Origin of the sequence: Nonomuraea endophytica (assembly GCF_014203235.1) — a bacterium.
In the GTDB taxonomy this organism is placed as follows: domain Bacteria; phylum Actinomycetota; class Actinomycetes; order Streptosporangiales; family Streptosporangiaceae; genus Nonomuraea; species Nonomuraea endophytica.
Genome location: NZ_JACHIN010000004.1, coordinates 328654 through 342463, shown reverse-complemented (window position 1 = coordinate 342463; position 13810 = coordinate 328654). Strand labels below are relative to the sequence as shown.

General features: G+C 72.3%; 12 protein-coding genes. 7 read left to right on the top strand and 5 right to left on the bottom strand.

Going from position 1 to position 13810, the window contains the following annotated elements; translation table 11 throughout:
- Position 1: 1 nt before the first annotated feature.
- Entirely contained in the window at positions 2-1798 is a 1797-nt protein-coding gene (locus HNR40_RS17190) for an ABC transporter ATP-binding protein (protein WP_184962329.1), read from the top strand.
- A 10-nt stretch (positions 1799-1808) separates the two neighbouring features.
- On the opposite strand, the gene dgoD is transcribed toward HNR40_RS17190, so the two are convergent.
- Together dgoD and HNR40_RS17180 are read right to left on the bottom strand one after the other, a co-directional pair.
- The gene (dgoD, locus tag HNR40_RS17185; RefSeq protein ID WP_184962326.1) at positions 1809-2957 is read right to left on the bottom strand and encodes a galactonate dehydratase; all 1149 of its coding nucleotides are present in this window, start codon (positions 2955-2957) and stop codon (positions 1809-1811) included.
- Positions 2958-3085: 128 nt separating this feature from the next.
- The gene (locus HNR40_RS17180) at positions 3086-3760 is read right to left on the bottom strand and encodes a TetR/AcrR family transcriptional regulator C-terminal domain-containing protein (RefSeq protein ID WP_184962324.1); all 675 of its coding nucleotides are present in this window, start codon (positions 3758-3760) and stop codon (positions 3086-3088) included.
- A gap of 80 nt (positions 3761-3840) precedes the next feature.
- On the opposite strand from HNR40_RS17180, the gene HNR40_RS17175 reads away from it, so the two are divergent.
- The gene (locus tag HNR40_RS17175) at positions 3841-5049 is read left to right on the top strand and encodes a DUF418 domain-containing protein (RefSeq protein WP_184962322.1); all 1209 of its coding nucleotides are present in this window, start codon (positions 3841-3843) and stop codon (positions 5047-5049) included.
- On the opposite strand, the gene HNR40_RS17170 is transcribed toward HNR40_RS17175, so the two are convergent.
- Together HNR40_RS17170 and HNR40_RS17165 are read right to left on the bottom strand one after the other, a co-directional pair.
- On the bottom strand, positions 5022-5888 hold the full coding sequence (locus HNR40_RS17170) for a polysaccharide deacetylase family protein (RefSeq protein WP_184962320.1): 867 nt from the start codon (positions 5886-5888) through the stop codon (positions 5022-5024). The genes HNR40_RS17175 and HNR40_RS17170 overlap by 28 nt on opposite strands.
- Before the next feature lie 85 nt (positions 5889-5973).
- Positions 5974-6987: an iron-siderophore ABC transporter substrate-binding protein gene (locus HNR40_RS17165; RefSeq protein WP_184962319.1), complete on the bottom strand. Its 1014-nt coding sequence runs from the start codon at positions 6985-6987 to the stop codon at positions 5974-5976.
- Positions 6988-7077: 90 nt separating this feature from the next.
- Between HNR40_RS17165 and HNR40_RS17160 the strand changes: the two genes are divergently transcribed.
- Positions 7078-8043, top strand: coding sequence for a FecCD family ABC transporter permease (locus HNR40_RS17160; RefSeq protein WP_312896392.1), 966 nt, complete (start codon positions 7078-7080; stop codon positions 8041-8043).
- Positions 8044-8096: 53 nt separating this feature from the next.
- The gene (locus HNR40_RS17155; protein WP_312896391.1) at positions 8097-9155 is read left to right on the top strand and encodes a FecCD family ABC transporter permease; all 1059 of its coding nucleotides are present in this window, start codon (positions 8097-8099) and stop codon (positions 9153-9155) included.
- 5 nt (positions 9156-9160) lie between these two features.
- Here HNR40_RS17155 and HNR40_RS17150 read toward each other — a convergent pair whose 3' ends face one another.
- Positions 9161-9856 carry an endonuclease V gene (locus HNR40_RS17150; protein WP_246509165.1) on the bottom strand — a complete coding sequence of 232 codons (696 nt, stop codon included), beginning with the start codon at positions 9854-9856 and terminating at the stop codon, positions 9161-9163.
- A gap of 143 nt (positions 9857-9999) precedes the next feature.
- On the opposite strand from HNR40_RS17150, the gene HNR40_RS17145 reads away from it, so the two are divergent.
- Genes HNR40_RS17145 through HNR40_RS17135 form a run of 3 tightly spaced genes read left to right on the top strand, consistent with a single transcriptional unit; the run spans position 10000 to position 13796 of the window.
- Positions 10000-11241, top strand: coding sequence for an ATP-grasp domain-containing protein (locus HNR40_RS17145; protein WP_221340477.1), 1242 nt, complete (start codon positions 10000-10002; stop codon positions 11239-11241).
- Position 11242: 1 nt separating this feature from the next.
- Positions 11243-12511 (top strand): ATP-grasp domain-containing protein, encoded by a 1269-nt coding sequence (locus HNR40_RS17140; RefSeq protein WP_184962311.1) that lies wholly within the window; start codon positions 11243-11245, stop codon positions 12509-12511.
- Entirely contained in the window at positions 12504-13796 is a 1293-nt protein-coding gene (locus HNR40_RS17135; RefSeq protein WP_184962309.1) for an MFS transporter, read from the top strand. Before HNR40_RS17140 ends, HNR40_RS17135 begins: the two co-directional genes overlap by 8 nt.
- The last annotated feature ends 14 nt before the right edge of the window (positions 13797-13810 follow it).

Sequence of the window (13810 nt, the reverse complement as noted above, 5' to 3'; positions counted from 1 at the left end):
CATGGCCCTGCTGGAGGTGCGCGAGCTGTCGGTGACCTACCGGCCGCGCGACGCCGCGCACGTGCACGCGGTGGACCGGGTCGGCTTCGACGTGGACGAGGGCGAGTTCGTCGGGCTGCTGGGGGAGTCCGGGTGCGGCAAGTCGACGCTCGGCAACGCCGTACTGCGGCTGCTGGACAAGCCCGCCGCGATCAGCGGCGGGAGCGTCGTCTTCGACGGCGTGGACGTGACGCACGCGAGCGAGGAGGACCTGCGGCCGCTGCGGTGGGCCAGGATCTCCACCGTCTTCCAGAGCAGCATGAACGCCCTCAACCCGGTCATCACGGTCGGCGCGCAGTTCGACGACGCCTTCCGCGCCCACGACGCCCAGGGCGACGCGGCGGCGCTGATGGAGATGGTCGCGCTCGACCCGGACGTGCTGCGCCGCTACCCGCACGAGCTGTCCGGCGGCATGCGCCAGCGGGCCGCGCTCGCGCTGGCACTGGCGCTGCGGCCGAAGTTCGTGCTGCTGGACGAGCCCACCACCGGGCTCGACGTGGTCGTGCAGCGCACCATCCTGGACCGGCTGCGCGAGCTGCGGGCCGAGCTGGGCTTCGCCGTGCTGTTCATCAGCCACGACCTCGGCACGGTCATGGAGATGGCCGACCGGGTCATGGTGATGTACGCCGGGGAGATCGTCGAGGACCAGCCCGCCGCCGCGATGCTCACCCGCCCCCTGCACCCCTACACGCGCGGCCTGCTCGGCTCCTACGCCGATCCGCGGGCCGCCGAGGTGAGCGTGGACTACGTGCCGGGCCGCCCGCCGGACCTGTCGCGCGAGCAGACCGGCTGCCGCTTCCGCGAGCGCTGCCCGGTCGCGGTCGCCGCCTGCGCCACCACCCACCCGCCGCTGGCCCCGGCCGGGCCCGGCGCGGTCCGCTGCGTGCTCGGCGGCGACCTGCCCGAGGCGGGCCAGGCCCGCGCCTTCAGCCCCGACCGCCCTGAGCTCACGACGACCGCGCCGGGCGAGCCGGTCGTGTCGGTGCGGGAGGTGGTCAAGGACTACCGGGTACGCCGCGGCTGGCGCACCACCGTGACGCGGGCCGTGGACCGGGTCTCCTTCGACCTGCGGCCGGGCCGGGTGACCGCGCTGGTCGGGCAGAGCGGCTCCGGCAAGACCACTCTGGCCAGGCTCGTGACCGGCATCGAACGGCCCACCTCGGGCACCGTCGCCTTCGGTGACCTCGACGTGGGCGGGCTGCGCGGGCGGCGGCTCACCCGCTACCGCAGGCACGTCCAGATCGTCTTCCAGGACCCGTTCGCCGCCCTCAACCCCACCCGCACGGTCGGGTACGCGCTCGCCCGCCCGCTGCGCAACCACCTCGGGCTCGGCGAGCGGGCGGCGGTGGAGAAGGCGGCCGAACTGCTGGAGGCGGTCGGGCTGCATCCGGCGGAGCAATACCTGGACAAGCTGCCCCACCAGCTGTCCGGCGGGCAGCGCCAGCGGGTCGTCATCGCCCGCGCGCTGGCGCCGGAGCCGAGCGTGCTCGTGGCCGACGAGCCGATCTCCATGCTGGACGTCTCGATCCGGGCCGAGATCCTCCAGCTCCTCGACCGGCTGGCCCGTGACCGGGGCATCGCGATGCTCTACATCACGCACGACCTGCTCAGCGCCCGGCTGCTGGCCGACGAGGTGATCGTGCTGCGCGACGGGCGGGTGGTCGAGAGCGGCCCGGCGCTGCGGGTGATCAGGCACGCCGAGCACGCGTACACCAAGCTGCTGCTCGACTCGATCCCGACGCTCACCCGCACTCTCTAGGAGGTCTGTCTCACCATTCGGCGAACGAGCCGTCCTCGTGGCGGAAGACCGGGTTGCGCCACGTGTGCCCGCGCTCGGCGGCCTGCCGTACCGCCCGCTCGTCCACCTCCACGCCCAGGCCCGGCGCGGACGGAAGCCCGACGTGGCCCGCCGAGAAGGCGAACACCGACGGGTCGGCCAGGTAGTCGAGCAGGTCGGCGCCGGTGTTGTAGCCGACGCCCAGCGACTGCTCCTGGATGAGGAAGTTGGGCGTGGCGAAGTCCACCTGCAGGCAGGCCGCCAGCGCGATCGGGCCGAGCGGGCAGTGCGGCGCGAGCGTGACGTCGTGGGTCTCGGCCATCGCGGCGATCCTGCGCACTTCGGAGATGCCGCCCGCGTGCGACAGGTCCGGCTGGGCGACCGCGATGCCGGTGGTCAGGACGTCGCGGAAGTCCCAGCGGGAGTAGAGGCGCTCGCCGGTGGCGATCGGCACCGACGTGCTCTCCACCACCCGGCGCAGGTCGCGGGAGAACTCCGGCAGCACCGGCTCCTCGGCGAACATCGGCAGATACTCCTCCAGCAGCGGCAGCACCCGGCGGGCCGCGGCGGCGCTGAAGCGGCCGTGCAGGTCGACGCCGACGTCCACACCGTCGCCGACCGCCTCGCGGACCGCGGCCAGGCGGGCGACGACCGCCCGCACCTGCGCCGCCGACGGCACCGCGGGCAGCGGCCCGTTCCACGCGGCGAACTTGACCGCGGTGAACCCGGCCGCCGCCTTGGCCCTCGCGTCCTCGGCCAGCGCCTCGGGGGTGTCGCCGTGCGTCCAGGTGTAGACGCGGACCCGGTCCCTGACGGGGCCGCCGAGCAGTTCGTACACCGGCACGCCGAGGGCCTTGCCCTTGATGTCCCAGAGCGCCTGGTCGATGCCGGAGACGGCGCTCGACAGCACCGGGCCGCCCCGGTAGAAGCCGCCCTTGGTCATCACCTGCCAGTGGTCCTCGACCCGGCGCGGGTCGGCGCCGGACAGCACGTCCATGAGCGTGCGCACACACGCGGCGACCGTCTCGGCGCGGCCCTCGACGATCGGCTCGCCCCAGCCGCTCACGCCCTCGTCGGTGTCCACGCGCAGGAACAGCCAGCGCGGCTCGACGAAGAAGAGCTCGAACCCGCTGATCTTCACAGGGTGATCTCCAAGCTGGAGCGGATGGGGGGCGGCACCGGGGAGACCTCCTGCTTTGGAAAGCGCTTACCAAGAGCCTATGAGGACGCTACCGCCCCGGCAAGGGGCGGGAGCGGATCCAGTCGGCGTCACGGGCTGAGCCGCTCGCGCACGAGGGCTTCGACGCCGTCGAGCAGCCGTGCCAGGCCGAACTCGAAGCTCTCCTCGGGCCGGGGTGTCAGTGCCCCGGCCCTGGCCGCTCTGATCAGTGCGGGGAAGGCCTCCGCCACTCCGTCGGGCTCGTCCTCGGGCACCGGCGCCGGGTCGAGGGCCGAGCGGGCCATGCCGCGCACGTACGCGTCGAGGGTCTCCACGACGTCCACCTTCTCGGGCTCGGTCAGGCCCGTGGCCTCGAGCGAGGCCAGCGTCGAGTCGTACCAGGCCACGAGGTTCGGGCCGGGCCGCACCTGGGCGACGGCCAGTTGCAGGACCCAGGGGTGGGCGCGGTAGCCGTACCAGTCGGCGCGGGCGCCCGCCTCCAGGCGCTCGCGCCAGGTGCCCGGCAGGGTGTGCGGCAGCGGGCCGGTGCCGATGATCCAGTCGAGCATGAGCGCTTCCAGCGCGGGCTTGCCCGGCACGTACGTGTAGAGGGACGCGGCGCCGGCGCCCAGCGCCTTGGCCAGCCGGCTCATCGTGAGCGCCGCCAGGCCGTCGGCGTCGGCGATCTCGACGGCCATGGTGATCACACGTTCCAGGTCGAGGCCCTGCTTGGGGCCCCGGGTCGGGCGCCGCACGCGCCCCCACAGCAGGTCGTCGATCGTCATCTTGCGGCCATCCTACAACTCCGTATACCGTTCGGAGTCATGAAACTCCGAATGTCAATCGGAGTTGTGAAGGGGGAGTGATGGCGTCAAGCGAACGCTCGGCCGCGCCCGACCTGGCACGTGGCCTGATGCTGGCGATGATCGTGCTGTCCAACGTGGTGTTCCACCTGTGGGCCGCGCCCGCGGCCCCCTCCGGCTGGCACCCCGCTGGCGGGTCGGCCGCCGACCGGGTCACGCAGTTCCTGATGATCGTCCTGGTCGATCTGCGGATCTATCCGCTCTTCGCCTTCCTCTTCGGGTACGGCATGGCCCGCCTCATGGACCGGCAGATCGGCCGGGGCGACTCACCCGCGGCGGCGGTCCGCCTGGTCCGCCGCAGGAGCCTCTTGCTGATCGCCTTCGGCTTGGTCCACGCGGCCCTGCTGCTGGCAGGCGACATCCTCGCCGTGTACGGCCTGATCAGCCTCGTCCTCGGCACCCTGTTCCTGCGCCGCACCGACCGCACCCTGCTCGTCTGGGCCGCGATCTTCACCGGCCTGCTCCTCGTGGTGGCACTCGGCCTGAACGCGCTGATGCTCGCGACCGGCGCGTCCGACGCCCCGCCCGGCCACGTCGCCACCCCCGGCCACGCCGAGTACGCCACCGGCGAGGCAGGCTGGTTCGCCGCCGCGATGGGCAGGCTGACCACCTGGGGAACGCTCCTGCTCGGCGCGCCGGCGCAGTTCGGCATGCACGCCGTCCTGCTGCTGGGGATCTGGACCGCCCGCAACCGCGTGCTGGAGGAGCCCGCCCGCCACCGCCGGCTGCTGGTCATCACGGCCGCGGTGGGCATCCCGATCGGCTGGCTGGGCGCGCTGCCGTCCGCCCTGGCCCACCTCGGCGTCCTGACCGTGCCGAGCGGCGCGCAGACCGACCAGGGCGAGCTGTTCCTGCTGCAGGCGGCGACCGGGATCTTCGCCGGGCTCGGCTACGTCGCGCTCCTCACCCTGCTCGCGACCGGCGCGTGGGTGCGGCGCCCGCTGGCGGTCGCGGTGGCCGCTGTAGGCCGCCGGTCGCTGTCGGTCTACCTCGCGCACTCGGTGCTGCTGGCCCCGGTGCTGGCCGCGTGGGGCCTCGGGCTCGGCGCCCACCTGGGCAGCGCGGGCGCGGCACTGTACGCGCTGGGCGCGTGGCTGGTCACGCTCGCGCTCGCCTTCTTCCTGGAACGGCGGGGCCTGCCCGGCCCGGCCGAGGCGCTCATGCGCCGCCTGCTCTACCGGCGTCAGCCCGCGGCCGACGTGCGCAGGTAGTGCTCGGCGATCTCGTCGCTGGTGGTCAGCCAGATGTCCGGCTGGGCGGCCAGGTACTCCAGCGCCTGGTCCACGTACTTGGCGCGGAAGGCCTGGCCGGTCACGAACGGGTGCAGCGCCAGCGCCATCACCCGCCCGCTGTCCCGGGAGTCGGCGCGCAACTGCTCGTACTGGTCCTTGACGATCTGCAGGAACTCCGGCCCGGTCGTGCCCTTGGAGAACAGCGCCAGGTCGTTGAGCTCCAGCGTGTACGGCACGCTGATCACGCCGGGCACGTTCAGCCGGTACGGCTGGTCGTCGTTGGTCCAGTCAAGCACGTAGCTCAGCCCGAGCTCGGCCAGCAGGGCGGGGGTGTTGAACGTCTCGGTCAGCCCCGGCCCCATCCAGCCCCGCGGCCGCCGCCCGGTCGCCCCCGCGATGGTGTCCACCACGTCGGTGAGAAAGGCGCGCTCCTCCTCCAGCTCCATGTTCGTGTGCAGGATGGAGTTGGTGCGCCCGTGCGCCAGCCACGCCCAGTCGCGGCTCAGGCCCGCCTCGATGATCTGCGGGTAGTGCAGGGCCACGTCGGAGTTGAGCAGCGCGCTGGCCCGCACGCCGTGCCGGTCGAGGCTCTCGATCGTGCGCCAGATGCCCACGCGCACGCCGTAGTCGCGCCAGCCGTAGTTGAGCGCGTCGGGCACGAGGTCGGCGGTGCCCGGCCAGATGCTGGTGGACGGGCGGTCGATGAGGAAGTGCTCGATGTTGAGCCCGACGTAGGCGGCGACCTTGGCGCCGCCCGGCCAGTTGATCGGGGGCCGATCGTTGATGGGGCTGTAGTCGAAAAGCGTCTGGTTCGTCATGCGAGAACCGTAAGACCTGCCATTGATGTCAGGTTCAAGCCGGCGCGGGCAGGTAGTGAGACCTCCCGCGCGGGCACGAGGGCGGTCAGCTCTTGAGCTGGGGGAGCACCTGCTCGATCGCGTACGGGATGCTCAGCACGGTGTTGAACGACAGCGCCGCGCCGATCGGCGGGTCCTGGTAGGTCAGGAACAGGTCGCGGCCCTCCTTGGCCACCTTCAGCTCCTTGTACACGGCGTCCTTCTTGATCCGCTCCCACGGCTCCTTGCCCGTGGTCAGCCAGACCAGCCGGTCGACCTCCAGCATGTTCAGCCCCTCGGAGCCGAACTCGGCCACGTTGGACGTGCCCGCCTGCTTGGTGATCTGCTCCGGGATCGTGAAGCCCAGTTCGGCCAGGAACGCCGACTTCGGGTCGCCCTTCTGGAACGCCGAGTAGGTGCCGGCCTTGAAGCTGTCGGCGGCCACCGCCGTCTTGCCCGCCCACTGCGGGTTGTCCTTGCGCGCCTGGGCGAACCGGTCCTCGATGCCGGTGATCAGCTTCTTGGCGTCGGCCTCCTGGCCCAGGGCACGCCCGGCCAGCAGCGTCATCTCCTGCCACGGGGCGGCGTAGGGGTCGAAGCCCTTCGGCTGCGCCACCACCGGGGCGATCTTGGAAAGCTGGTCGTAAGTCGCCTTCTGGACACCGGAGTACATGGCGAAGATCAGGTCGGGCTTGAGCGCGAGCAGCTTCTCCATCTTCACGCCGTCCTCGCGCAGGCCCAGCACGGTCGGCTCGGTGCCGGCCCACTTGTCCTTCGTCCACGGCCAGTCGCTGAACGGGCTGCGCTGGAACCAGTCCACCACCCCGACCGGCTTGTGGCCGAGCGCCAGCACCGGCTCGTGGTCGCTCAGGCCGATGGTGACGATCCGCTCGGGCTTCTTCTCGATCTCCGTCGTGCCGTACAGGTGCTCGACCTTCACGGGGTACGCGCCGGTTGCCGCAGGGGCCGTGGCCTGGCCTTCCGTGTTCTTGTCTGGTGCGGGCCGCGCGCCACCGCACGCGGTCGTCAGGCTCAATGCCAGGGCGGCGAGCGACACCAGCAGGCGTCGAGGAGTGTCCATGGGACCGTGATAGTAAGGTAAGCCTTCCCTCTTCTTCAATTCGATCGGACCTCGGTGACTCGTCAGAGATCGTTGCTGATCACGGGCGCCGTGGTCGTTCTGCTCGGTCTGGTGCTGCTCTCCCTGGCCGTCGGCAGCCGGGCCATCCCGCTCGCCGACGTCGCCCGCGCGCTGACCGACCCCGCGAGCGTCGACCCGGAGACCGCGGCCATCGTCCGCGGCACCCGGCTGACCCGCACCTTCGTCGCGATCCTCGCCGCGGCCGCGCTGGGACTGGCGGGCGCCGTCATGCAGGGCCTCACCCGCAACCCGCTGGCCGACCCCGGCCTGCTCGGCGTCAGCGCCGGCGCCGCCTTCGGCATCGTGGCCTCCGCCACCCTCCTGGCCGCCACCGGGCTGCTCACCACCATCTGGTTCGCCTTCGGCGGCGCCGCGCTGGCCGCCGTCGTCGTCTACGCCCTGGGCAGCCGTGGCCGGGGCGGCGCGTCCCCGGTCAAGCTCGCGCTGGCCGGCGTCGCGCTCACGTACCTGCTCGACTCGCTGACCAGCGGCCTGGCCCTCACCGACCCCGAGGCGCTCGACCGCTACCGCTACTGGTCGGCCGGCTCGCTCACCGGCCACTCCAACGAGACCGTGCTGACCGTCCTGCCGTTCCTGGCGCTCGGGGCGATCTTGGCGTTCGGCACCGCCCCCGCGCTCAACTCCCTGGCCCTGGGCGACGACGTGGCCGTCACCCTCGGCCGCCGCCTGGGCCCGACCCGCCTGCGCGCCGCGATCGCCGTCACCGTCCTGACCGGCGCCGCCGTGGCCGTCACCGGCCCGATCGTCTTCGTCGGCCTGGTCGTCCCGCACCTGGTCCGCATGGTCACCGGCCCCGACCACCGCTGGCTGCTGCCCGGCGCCGCCCTGGTCGCGCCCTGCCTCGTGCTCGTGGCCGACATCCTCGGCCGCGTCGTGGCCCGCCCCCAGGAGATCGACGTGAGCCTGGTCGCCGCGCTGCTCGGCGCGCCGTTCTTCATCGCCCTGGTCCGCCGCCGCCGGGTGGCCGAGCTGTGACCGACCGTCCGGGCGTGCCGCCTGAGAGCATGGCGCCGAAAAGTGGCCGCACCGTGAGTGCTCCCGGCGGTTTGCGGCTTTCCCGGCGCCGGACGGCCTTCCGGCTGGTACGGCCGGCCGTCTCGGGAACCGTGCGCACCCGTGTCCTGGTGGTCTGGCTGGCCCTGGCCCTCACCGCCTTCCTGTCTTTCTGCCTGGCCGTGGGCATCGGCGCCGGGGACATCGCGGTGCCGTTCGGCGAGATTCTGCCCGCGCTGTGGGGCAGCGGCGAGCCCGCCACCCTCTTCCTGGTCCACGAACTGCGCCTGCCCAGAGCGGTGGTGGCCGTGCTGACCGGGGCGGCGTTCGGCATGGCCGGGGCGCTCTTCCAGTCCATCACCCGCAATCCGCTGGCCAGCCCCGACATGCTGGGCATCACCCAGGGCGCGGGCACCGCGGTGGTGGCCGCCATCGTCCTGGGCTTCACCGGACTCGGCTCCCAGGCCCTGGGCCTGGCGGGCGCGCTGACCGCGGGCCTGCTCATCTACGTCCTGGCCTGGAACCGCGGCACCACCGGCTATCGGATCGTCCTGGTCGGGATCGGCCTCAGCTGGATCTGCGTGAGCGTCACGTACTACCTGCTCAGCCGGGCCGAGCAATATCAGGCGGCCAGGGCGCTCGGCTGGCTGGTCGGCAACCTCAACGAGCGCGGCTGGGATCATGCCCGGCCGCCGGCGCTGGCCCTGGCCGTGCTCGTGCCGGTGGTGCTGCTGCTGACGCGCGGGCAGCGGGCCCTGCAACTCGGCGACGACGTGGCCATCGGGCTGGGCGTGCGGGTGCAGCGCGCGCGGGTGGCGCTGCTGCTGTGCGGAGCGGCGCTGGCGGCGTTCGCGACGGCCGCGGCGGGCCCGGTCCTGTTCGTGGCACTGGCCGCACCGCGCCTGGCCCAGCGCCTGGCACGGGCCCCGATGCCACCGGTCACCGCCTCGGCCTGGGCGGGCGCGACGCTCGTGGTGGTCAGCGACCTGATCAGCCAGCGCCTGCTGACCGAGACCGTCCTGCCCGTCGGCGTGGTCACCGGCGCCCTGGGCGCGCCGGTCCTGCTGTGGCACCTGGCCCGCTCGCGCACATGAACGGGTCAGGGGTGGCGGGACAGGTGGTCGGCCTGGCGAATCGGCTCCGGGATGCGGTAGGCGGGCGACAGGCGCAGGATGTGCGCGCACGCGTTGTCCAGGCCGACGCCGTGCCCCTGGGAGACGAAGACCGGCTTGACCCCCTCGCGGGTGCGCAGCGCCCGGCCGACCACCTCGCCGTCGAGCCGGATCGCCGACCAGGCGCCACGGGCGGGCGGCGGCTCGGCGTGCTCGCCGACGAACGGCGTCTTGGCCACGCCGATCGTCGGCAGCCCGGTCAGCACGCCCAGGTGGCAGGCCAGGCCGAAGCGGCGGGGGTGGGCCAGGCCGTACCCGTCGCACACCAGAAGGTCGGGACGGACTGACAGCTTGTCCAGCGCGGCCAGCAACGGCGGCAGCTCGCGGAAGGCGAACAGGCCCGGCACGTAGGGGAAGCTCGCGCGCTGCCTGACCACCGCCCGCTCCACGACTGCCAGGCTCGCGGCGTCGAGCACCACGACGGCGCCCACCACCTCGTCGTCGTCCAGGTACCCGACGTCGAGCCCGGCGACCAGGCCCACCTCGGCCGGTCCCGGGCTGTCGAGGTCGGCGAGCGGCCGCAGGCGGTCCTGTTCGGCCTCTGCTTCGGCGACGGTCGCGGGCCAGTGGGGTCCGGGGGCGTGGAAGGTCACCGGCGCCATTCTGCCACGCGCTTTCAGCATCGCTAAAGGATGGTTGAAAGACCTTTTCACTGGTTACCCGGGTGGCTCCCGGTTAGCATCGAATTCGAAATCCCTTTACTCCGTGTTCCGGGACGAAATTCGTGGGGGCCTCGATGAGTATTATCGTGCTGCATAAAAAGAATTTGAGCCGGCGCAGGCACCTGGCGCGCACGCGGAAATACGCCGAGGAGCACGGCCACCGGGTCATCATGATCATGAAGGATCCGGAATGGGAGGCCGACTACGTCGACGAGGTCGTGGTCGCCGACACCAGCAGCATCGACGACACGTTAAGCGCCGCCAAGGCCGTGGCAGCGGCCGAAAGCGCCCCGATCGACGCGGTCGTCACCTTCGCCGAGGCCGCGGTGCCCTCCGCCGCCCGCGTCGCCGCCGAGTTCGGGCTGCCGGGGGTCAGCGAGCGGACCGCCCACCTGGCCAGGGACAAGTACCTGATGCGGGCCGCGTTCGCCGAGGGCGGGGTCGCACAACCCAGGTTCGCCCTGGCCGGATCCCTGGAAGAAGCGGTGAAGGCGGCCGACGAGGTCGGCTTCCCGATGGTGCTCAAGCCGATCATCGGCACCGGCAGCATGTACGTGCGCAGCGTCGCCACCATGGCCGAACTCGAAGAGCACTTCGACGTCATCCGCGAGGGCGCGTGGGCCGGCTTCACCTACGACCCGCTGCACGACTCCGCGATGCGCTCCTACGGCGGCGGCGTGCTGGCCGAGCAGTTCGTGCCGGGACCCGAGATCTGCGTGGAATCCCTGGTCGTGGCGGGCACGACCCACGTGCTGGCCATCCACGACAAGCCGCTGCCGACCGGGCCGACCTTCGAGGAGGTCTACGCCTGCACGCCGACCCGGCTGCCGGCCAAGACGGTCGAGCGGATCGCCGCCGCCGTACGGGACGTGCACGAGGCGATGGGCATACTCACCGGACCGACCCACGTGGAGTTCCGGCTGGCCGACGGGGTGGAGCCGGTCGTGCTGGAGGCCGCGGCGCGCATGGGCGGCGGACCCATCTACCGCTCGGTCCTGCTCAGCACCGGGGTGGACCTGGTCGAGGCGGCGCTGGACCTGGCGCTGGGCCGTACCCCCGAGATCGCGCCGCGCGAGGTGGCGCGGCCCATCGGCTTCTGGAACATCTTCCCCGAGCGGGCGGGCACGCTGAGCGAGATCGTCGGCCTCGACCGGGCGGCCGCCGACCCGCGCGTGGACGAGGTGGAGATCTACCGCCACCTCGGCGACCACCTAGAGGTGCCGCCCCGCACCTTCCAGGGCCACGGCCACCTGATCTTCAAGGTGAACGACGTGGACGAACTCGACCCGGTCTTCGACGAACTGGTGAGCACGCTGCGGCTGCGCACCGACCCCGAGGGGCGATGACATGTCCGACGGATTCCCGCCCGACGACCCCGCCGACCACCGGCCGCTGATCCTGCTGGTCAACAGCGGGATGAACCCGCAATACCGCGAGTGGGGGCTGCGCGGGCTGCACCGCGAGTTCCGGCTGTGGTTGCTGGACGCCCGAGAGGCCACCTGGGACCGGCCCTACCTCGTCGGCCAGACGAAGGTGGACGCGCTCGATCTGGACGAGGCGCTGGAGGCGGCCAGGGAGCTGTTCAAGCGCATGCCGTTCGCCGGAGTGCTCTGCTACGACGAGATGCGCGTCCACCACGCCGCGATCATCGCCGAGGCGCTCGGCGTGCCCACCAGCCCCTCCGAGGCCATCCTGGCCTGCAGGGACAAGAGCCTGACCCGCGCCCTCATGACCCCGGACATCCCCGGCTCGGTCCGCTCGACCCCCGTGCCCGACGCAGCCGCGGCCCACCGCGTCGCCGCCGAGATCGGCTATCCGGTCGTGCTCAAACCGCGTGCGCTGGCCGGCAGCGAGGGCGTGGCCAAGGTGGACGGGCCCGAGCAGCTCGACGCGCAGTTCGCCTTCACCGAGCGCGCCCACTTCGCCGAGGTCGAGCGCTACGCCGAGGGCGTGCTGGTCGAGGAATATCTGGACGGCCCGGAGATCGGCGTCGACGCCGCCGTCTTCCACGGCGAGGTCGAGCCCGTGTTCATCTCGCGCAAGGAGCTCGACCGGCCGCCCACCTTCGAGGAGACCGGCCACTTCGTCAGCACCGACGACCCGCTGCTGCACGACCCGGAGATCGTCGAGGTCGTGCGCGCCGCGCACGCCGCGCTCGGCTTCGACAACGGCGTCACCCACACCGAGCTGCGGCTCACCGCGAGGGGCCCGCGCGTGGTCGAGCTCAACGGCCGCCTCAGCGGCGACCTCGTCTCCTACGTCGGCCTGCTGGCCACCGGCGTCGACCTGCTCGTGGCCGCCGCGCGGATCGCCTGCGGCGAGCGTCCCGACGTACGGCCCCGCCGCCGATCGAGCGCCGCGGTGCGCTACTTCTACCCCCCGCACGACATGGTCGTGGAGGACCTGCGCCTGGACACCGACCGGCTGCCCCCGGGCATCTGGGAGGTCACCCTGCTGGCCGAGCCGGGCAAGCGGCTGCTGCTGCCGCCGGGCTCGTTCGTGAAGGGCCGGATGGCCGCGGGCTTCGCCGTCGGCGAGGACGCGGCGGCCTGCGACCGCTCGCTGAAGGGACTCGGCGAGCTGTTCCACATCCGCGGCCGGAGCATCGATGGCTGAAGGCCGCGGGACGGAGGCGGAGACGCTGGAGGAGCGGCCGGGTTCGCTCTTCCGGGTCAACCGCTCCTTCCGGCTGCTGTTCGCCGCCGCCGCGGTCAGCATGTTCGGCACCCAGATCAGGCTGCTGGCGCTGCCCCTGGTCGCGGTGATCGTGCTCAACGCCTCGCCCGGCCAGGTCGGCGTGCTCGGCATGCTGGGCACGATCGCCTTCCTGCTGATCGGGCTGCCGGCGGGCGCGTGGATGGACCGGGTGCACGGGCGCCGCAGGGTGATGGTGGTGGCCGACCTGGTGCGCGCCGCGCTGGTCGGGTCGGTGCCGGTGGCGTACGCGCTGGGTGTGCTCGCGCTCCCGCAGCTGTACGTGGTCGTGGTCCTGAGCGGCTTCGCCACCGTGTTCTTCGACGTCTCCTCGCAGAGCTACCTGCCCGCGATCGTCTCGCGCGACCGCCTGGTGGAGGCCAACTCCCACCTGGGCGGCATGGAGGCGGTCAACAACGTGGCGGGCCCGGCCGGCGCCGGGTTCCTCATCCAGCTGATCACCGCGCCGCTGGCCGCCGCCGTGGACGCCGTGGGCTACGTGTGGTCGGCGCTGTGCCTGTCGCGCATCCGCGACCGCGAGGCGCCCCCGCCGCCGCCCGAGGGCGGAAAGCGCCACCTGGTACGGGAGATCAGGGAGGGCCTGGTCCTGGTCTTCGGCCACCCGCTGCTGCGCGCCATCGCGATCAACGGCGCGATGGTCAACATGTCGGTCTCCATGATCATCGTGATCATGCCGCTGATGTTCCAGCGCGAGCTCGGGCTGTCGGCGTTCACGCTGGGCCTGTTCTTCGCCGTGGACGGCATCGGCATGCTGCTCGGCGCCCTGACCGCGCGCCGGGTCACCGCCTGGCTCGGCCAGGGCCGCGGCCTGTGGATCATCGGGCTCGCCGTCGTGCCGGCCTGCGCGGTGTTCCCGCTGGTCGACCGGGGGATATGGCTGTGGCTCGCGGGCGCCGCCTGGCTCGTGCTCAACTACCGGATCGGCGTGAACAACGTCATCCTGATCAGCTTCCGCCAGCAGGTGACCCCCACGCACCTGCTGGGCCGGATGAACGCCACCATGCGCTTTCTCATGCACGGCGTGCTTTCACTCGGCGCCGCGCTCACCGGGTTGATCGGGCAGTTCGCCGGCGTGCGGACCGCCCTTTGGGTGGGCGCGGCCGGACTGGCCCTCGCGTGGCTGCCGCTCTATTTCTCGCCGATGAGAAAGATGCGGGAACTGCCGCGGGAGGAGCCGGAGTCCTAGGAACCGTCGAATGC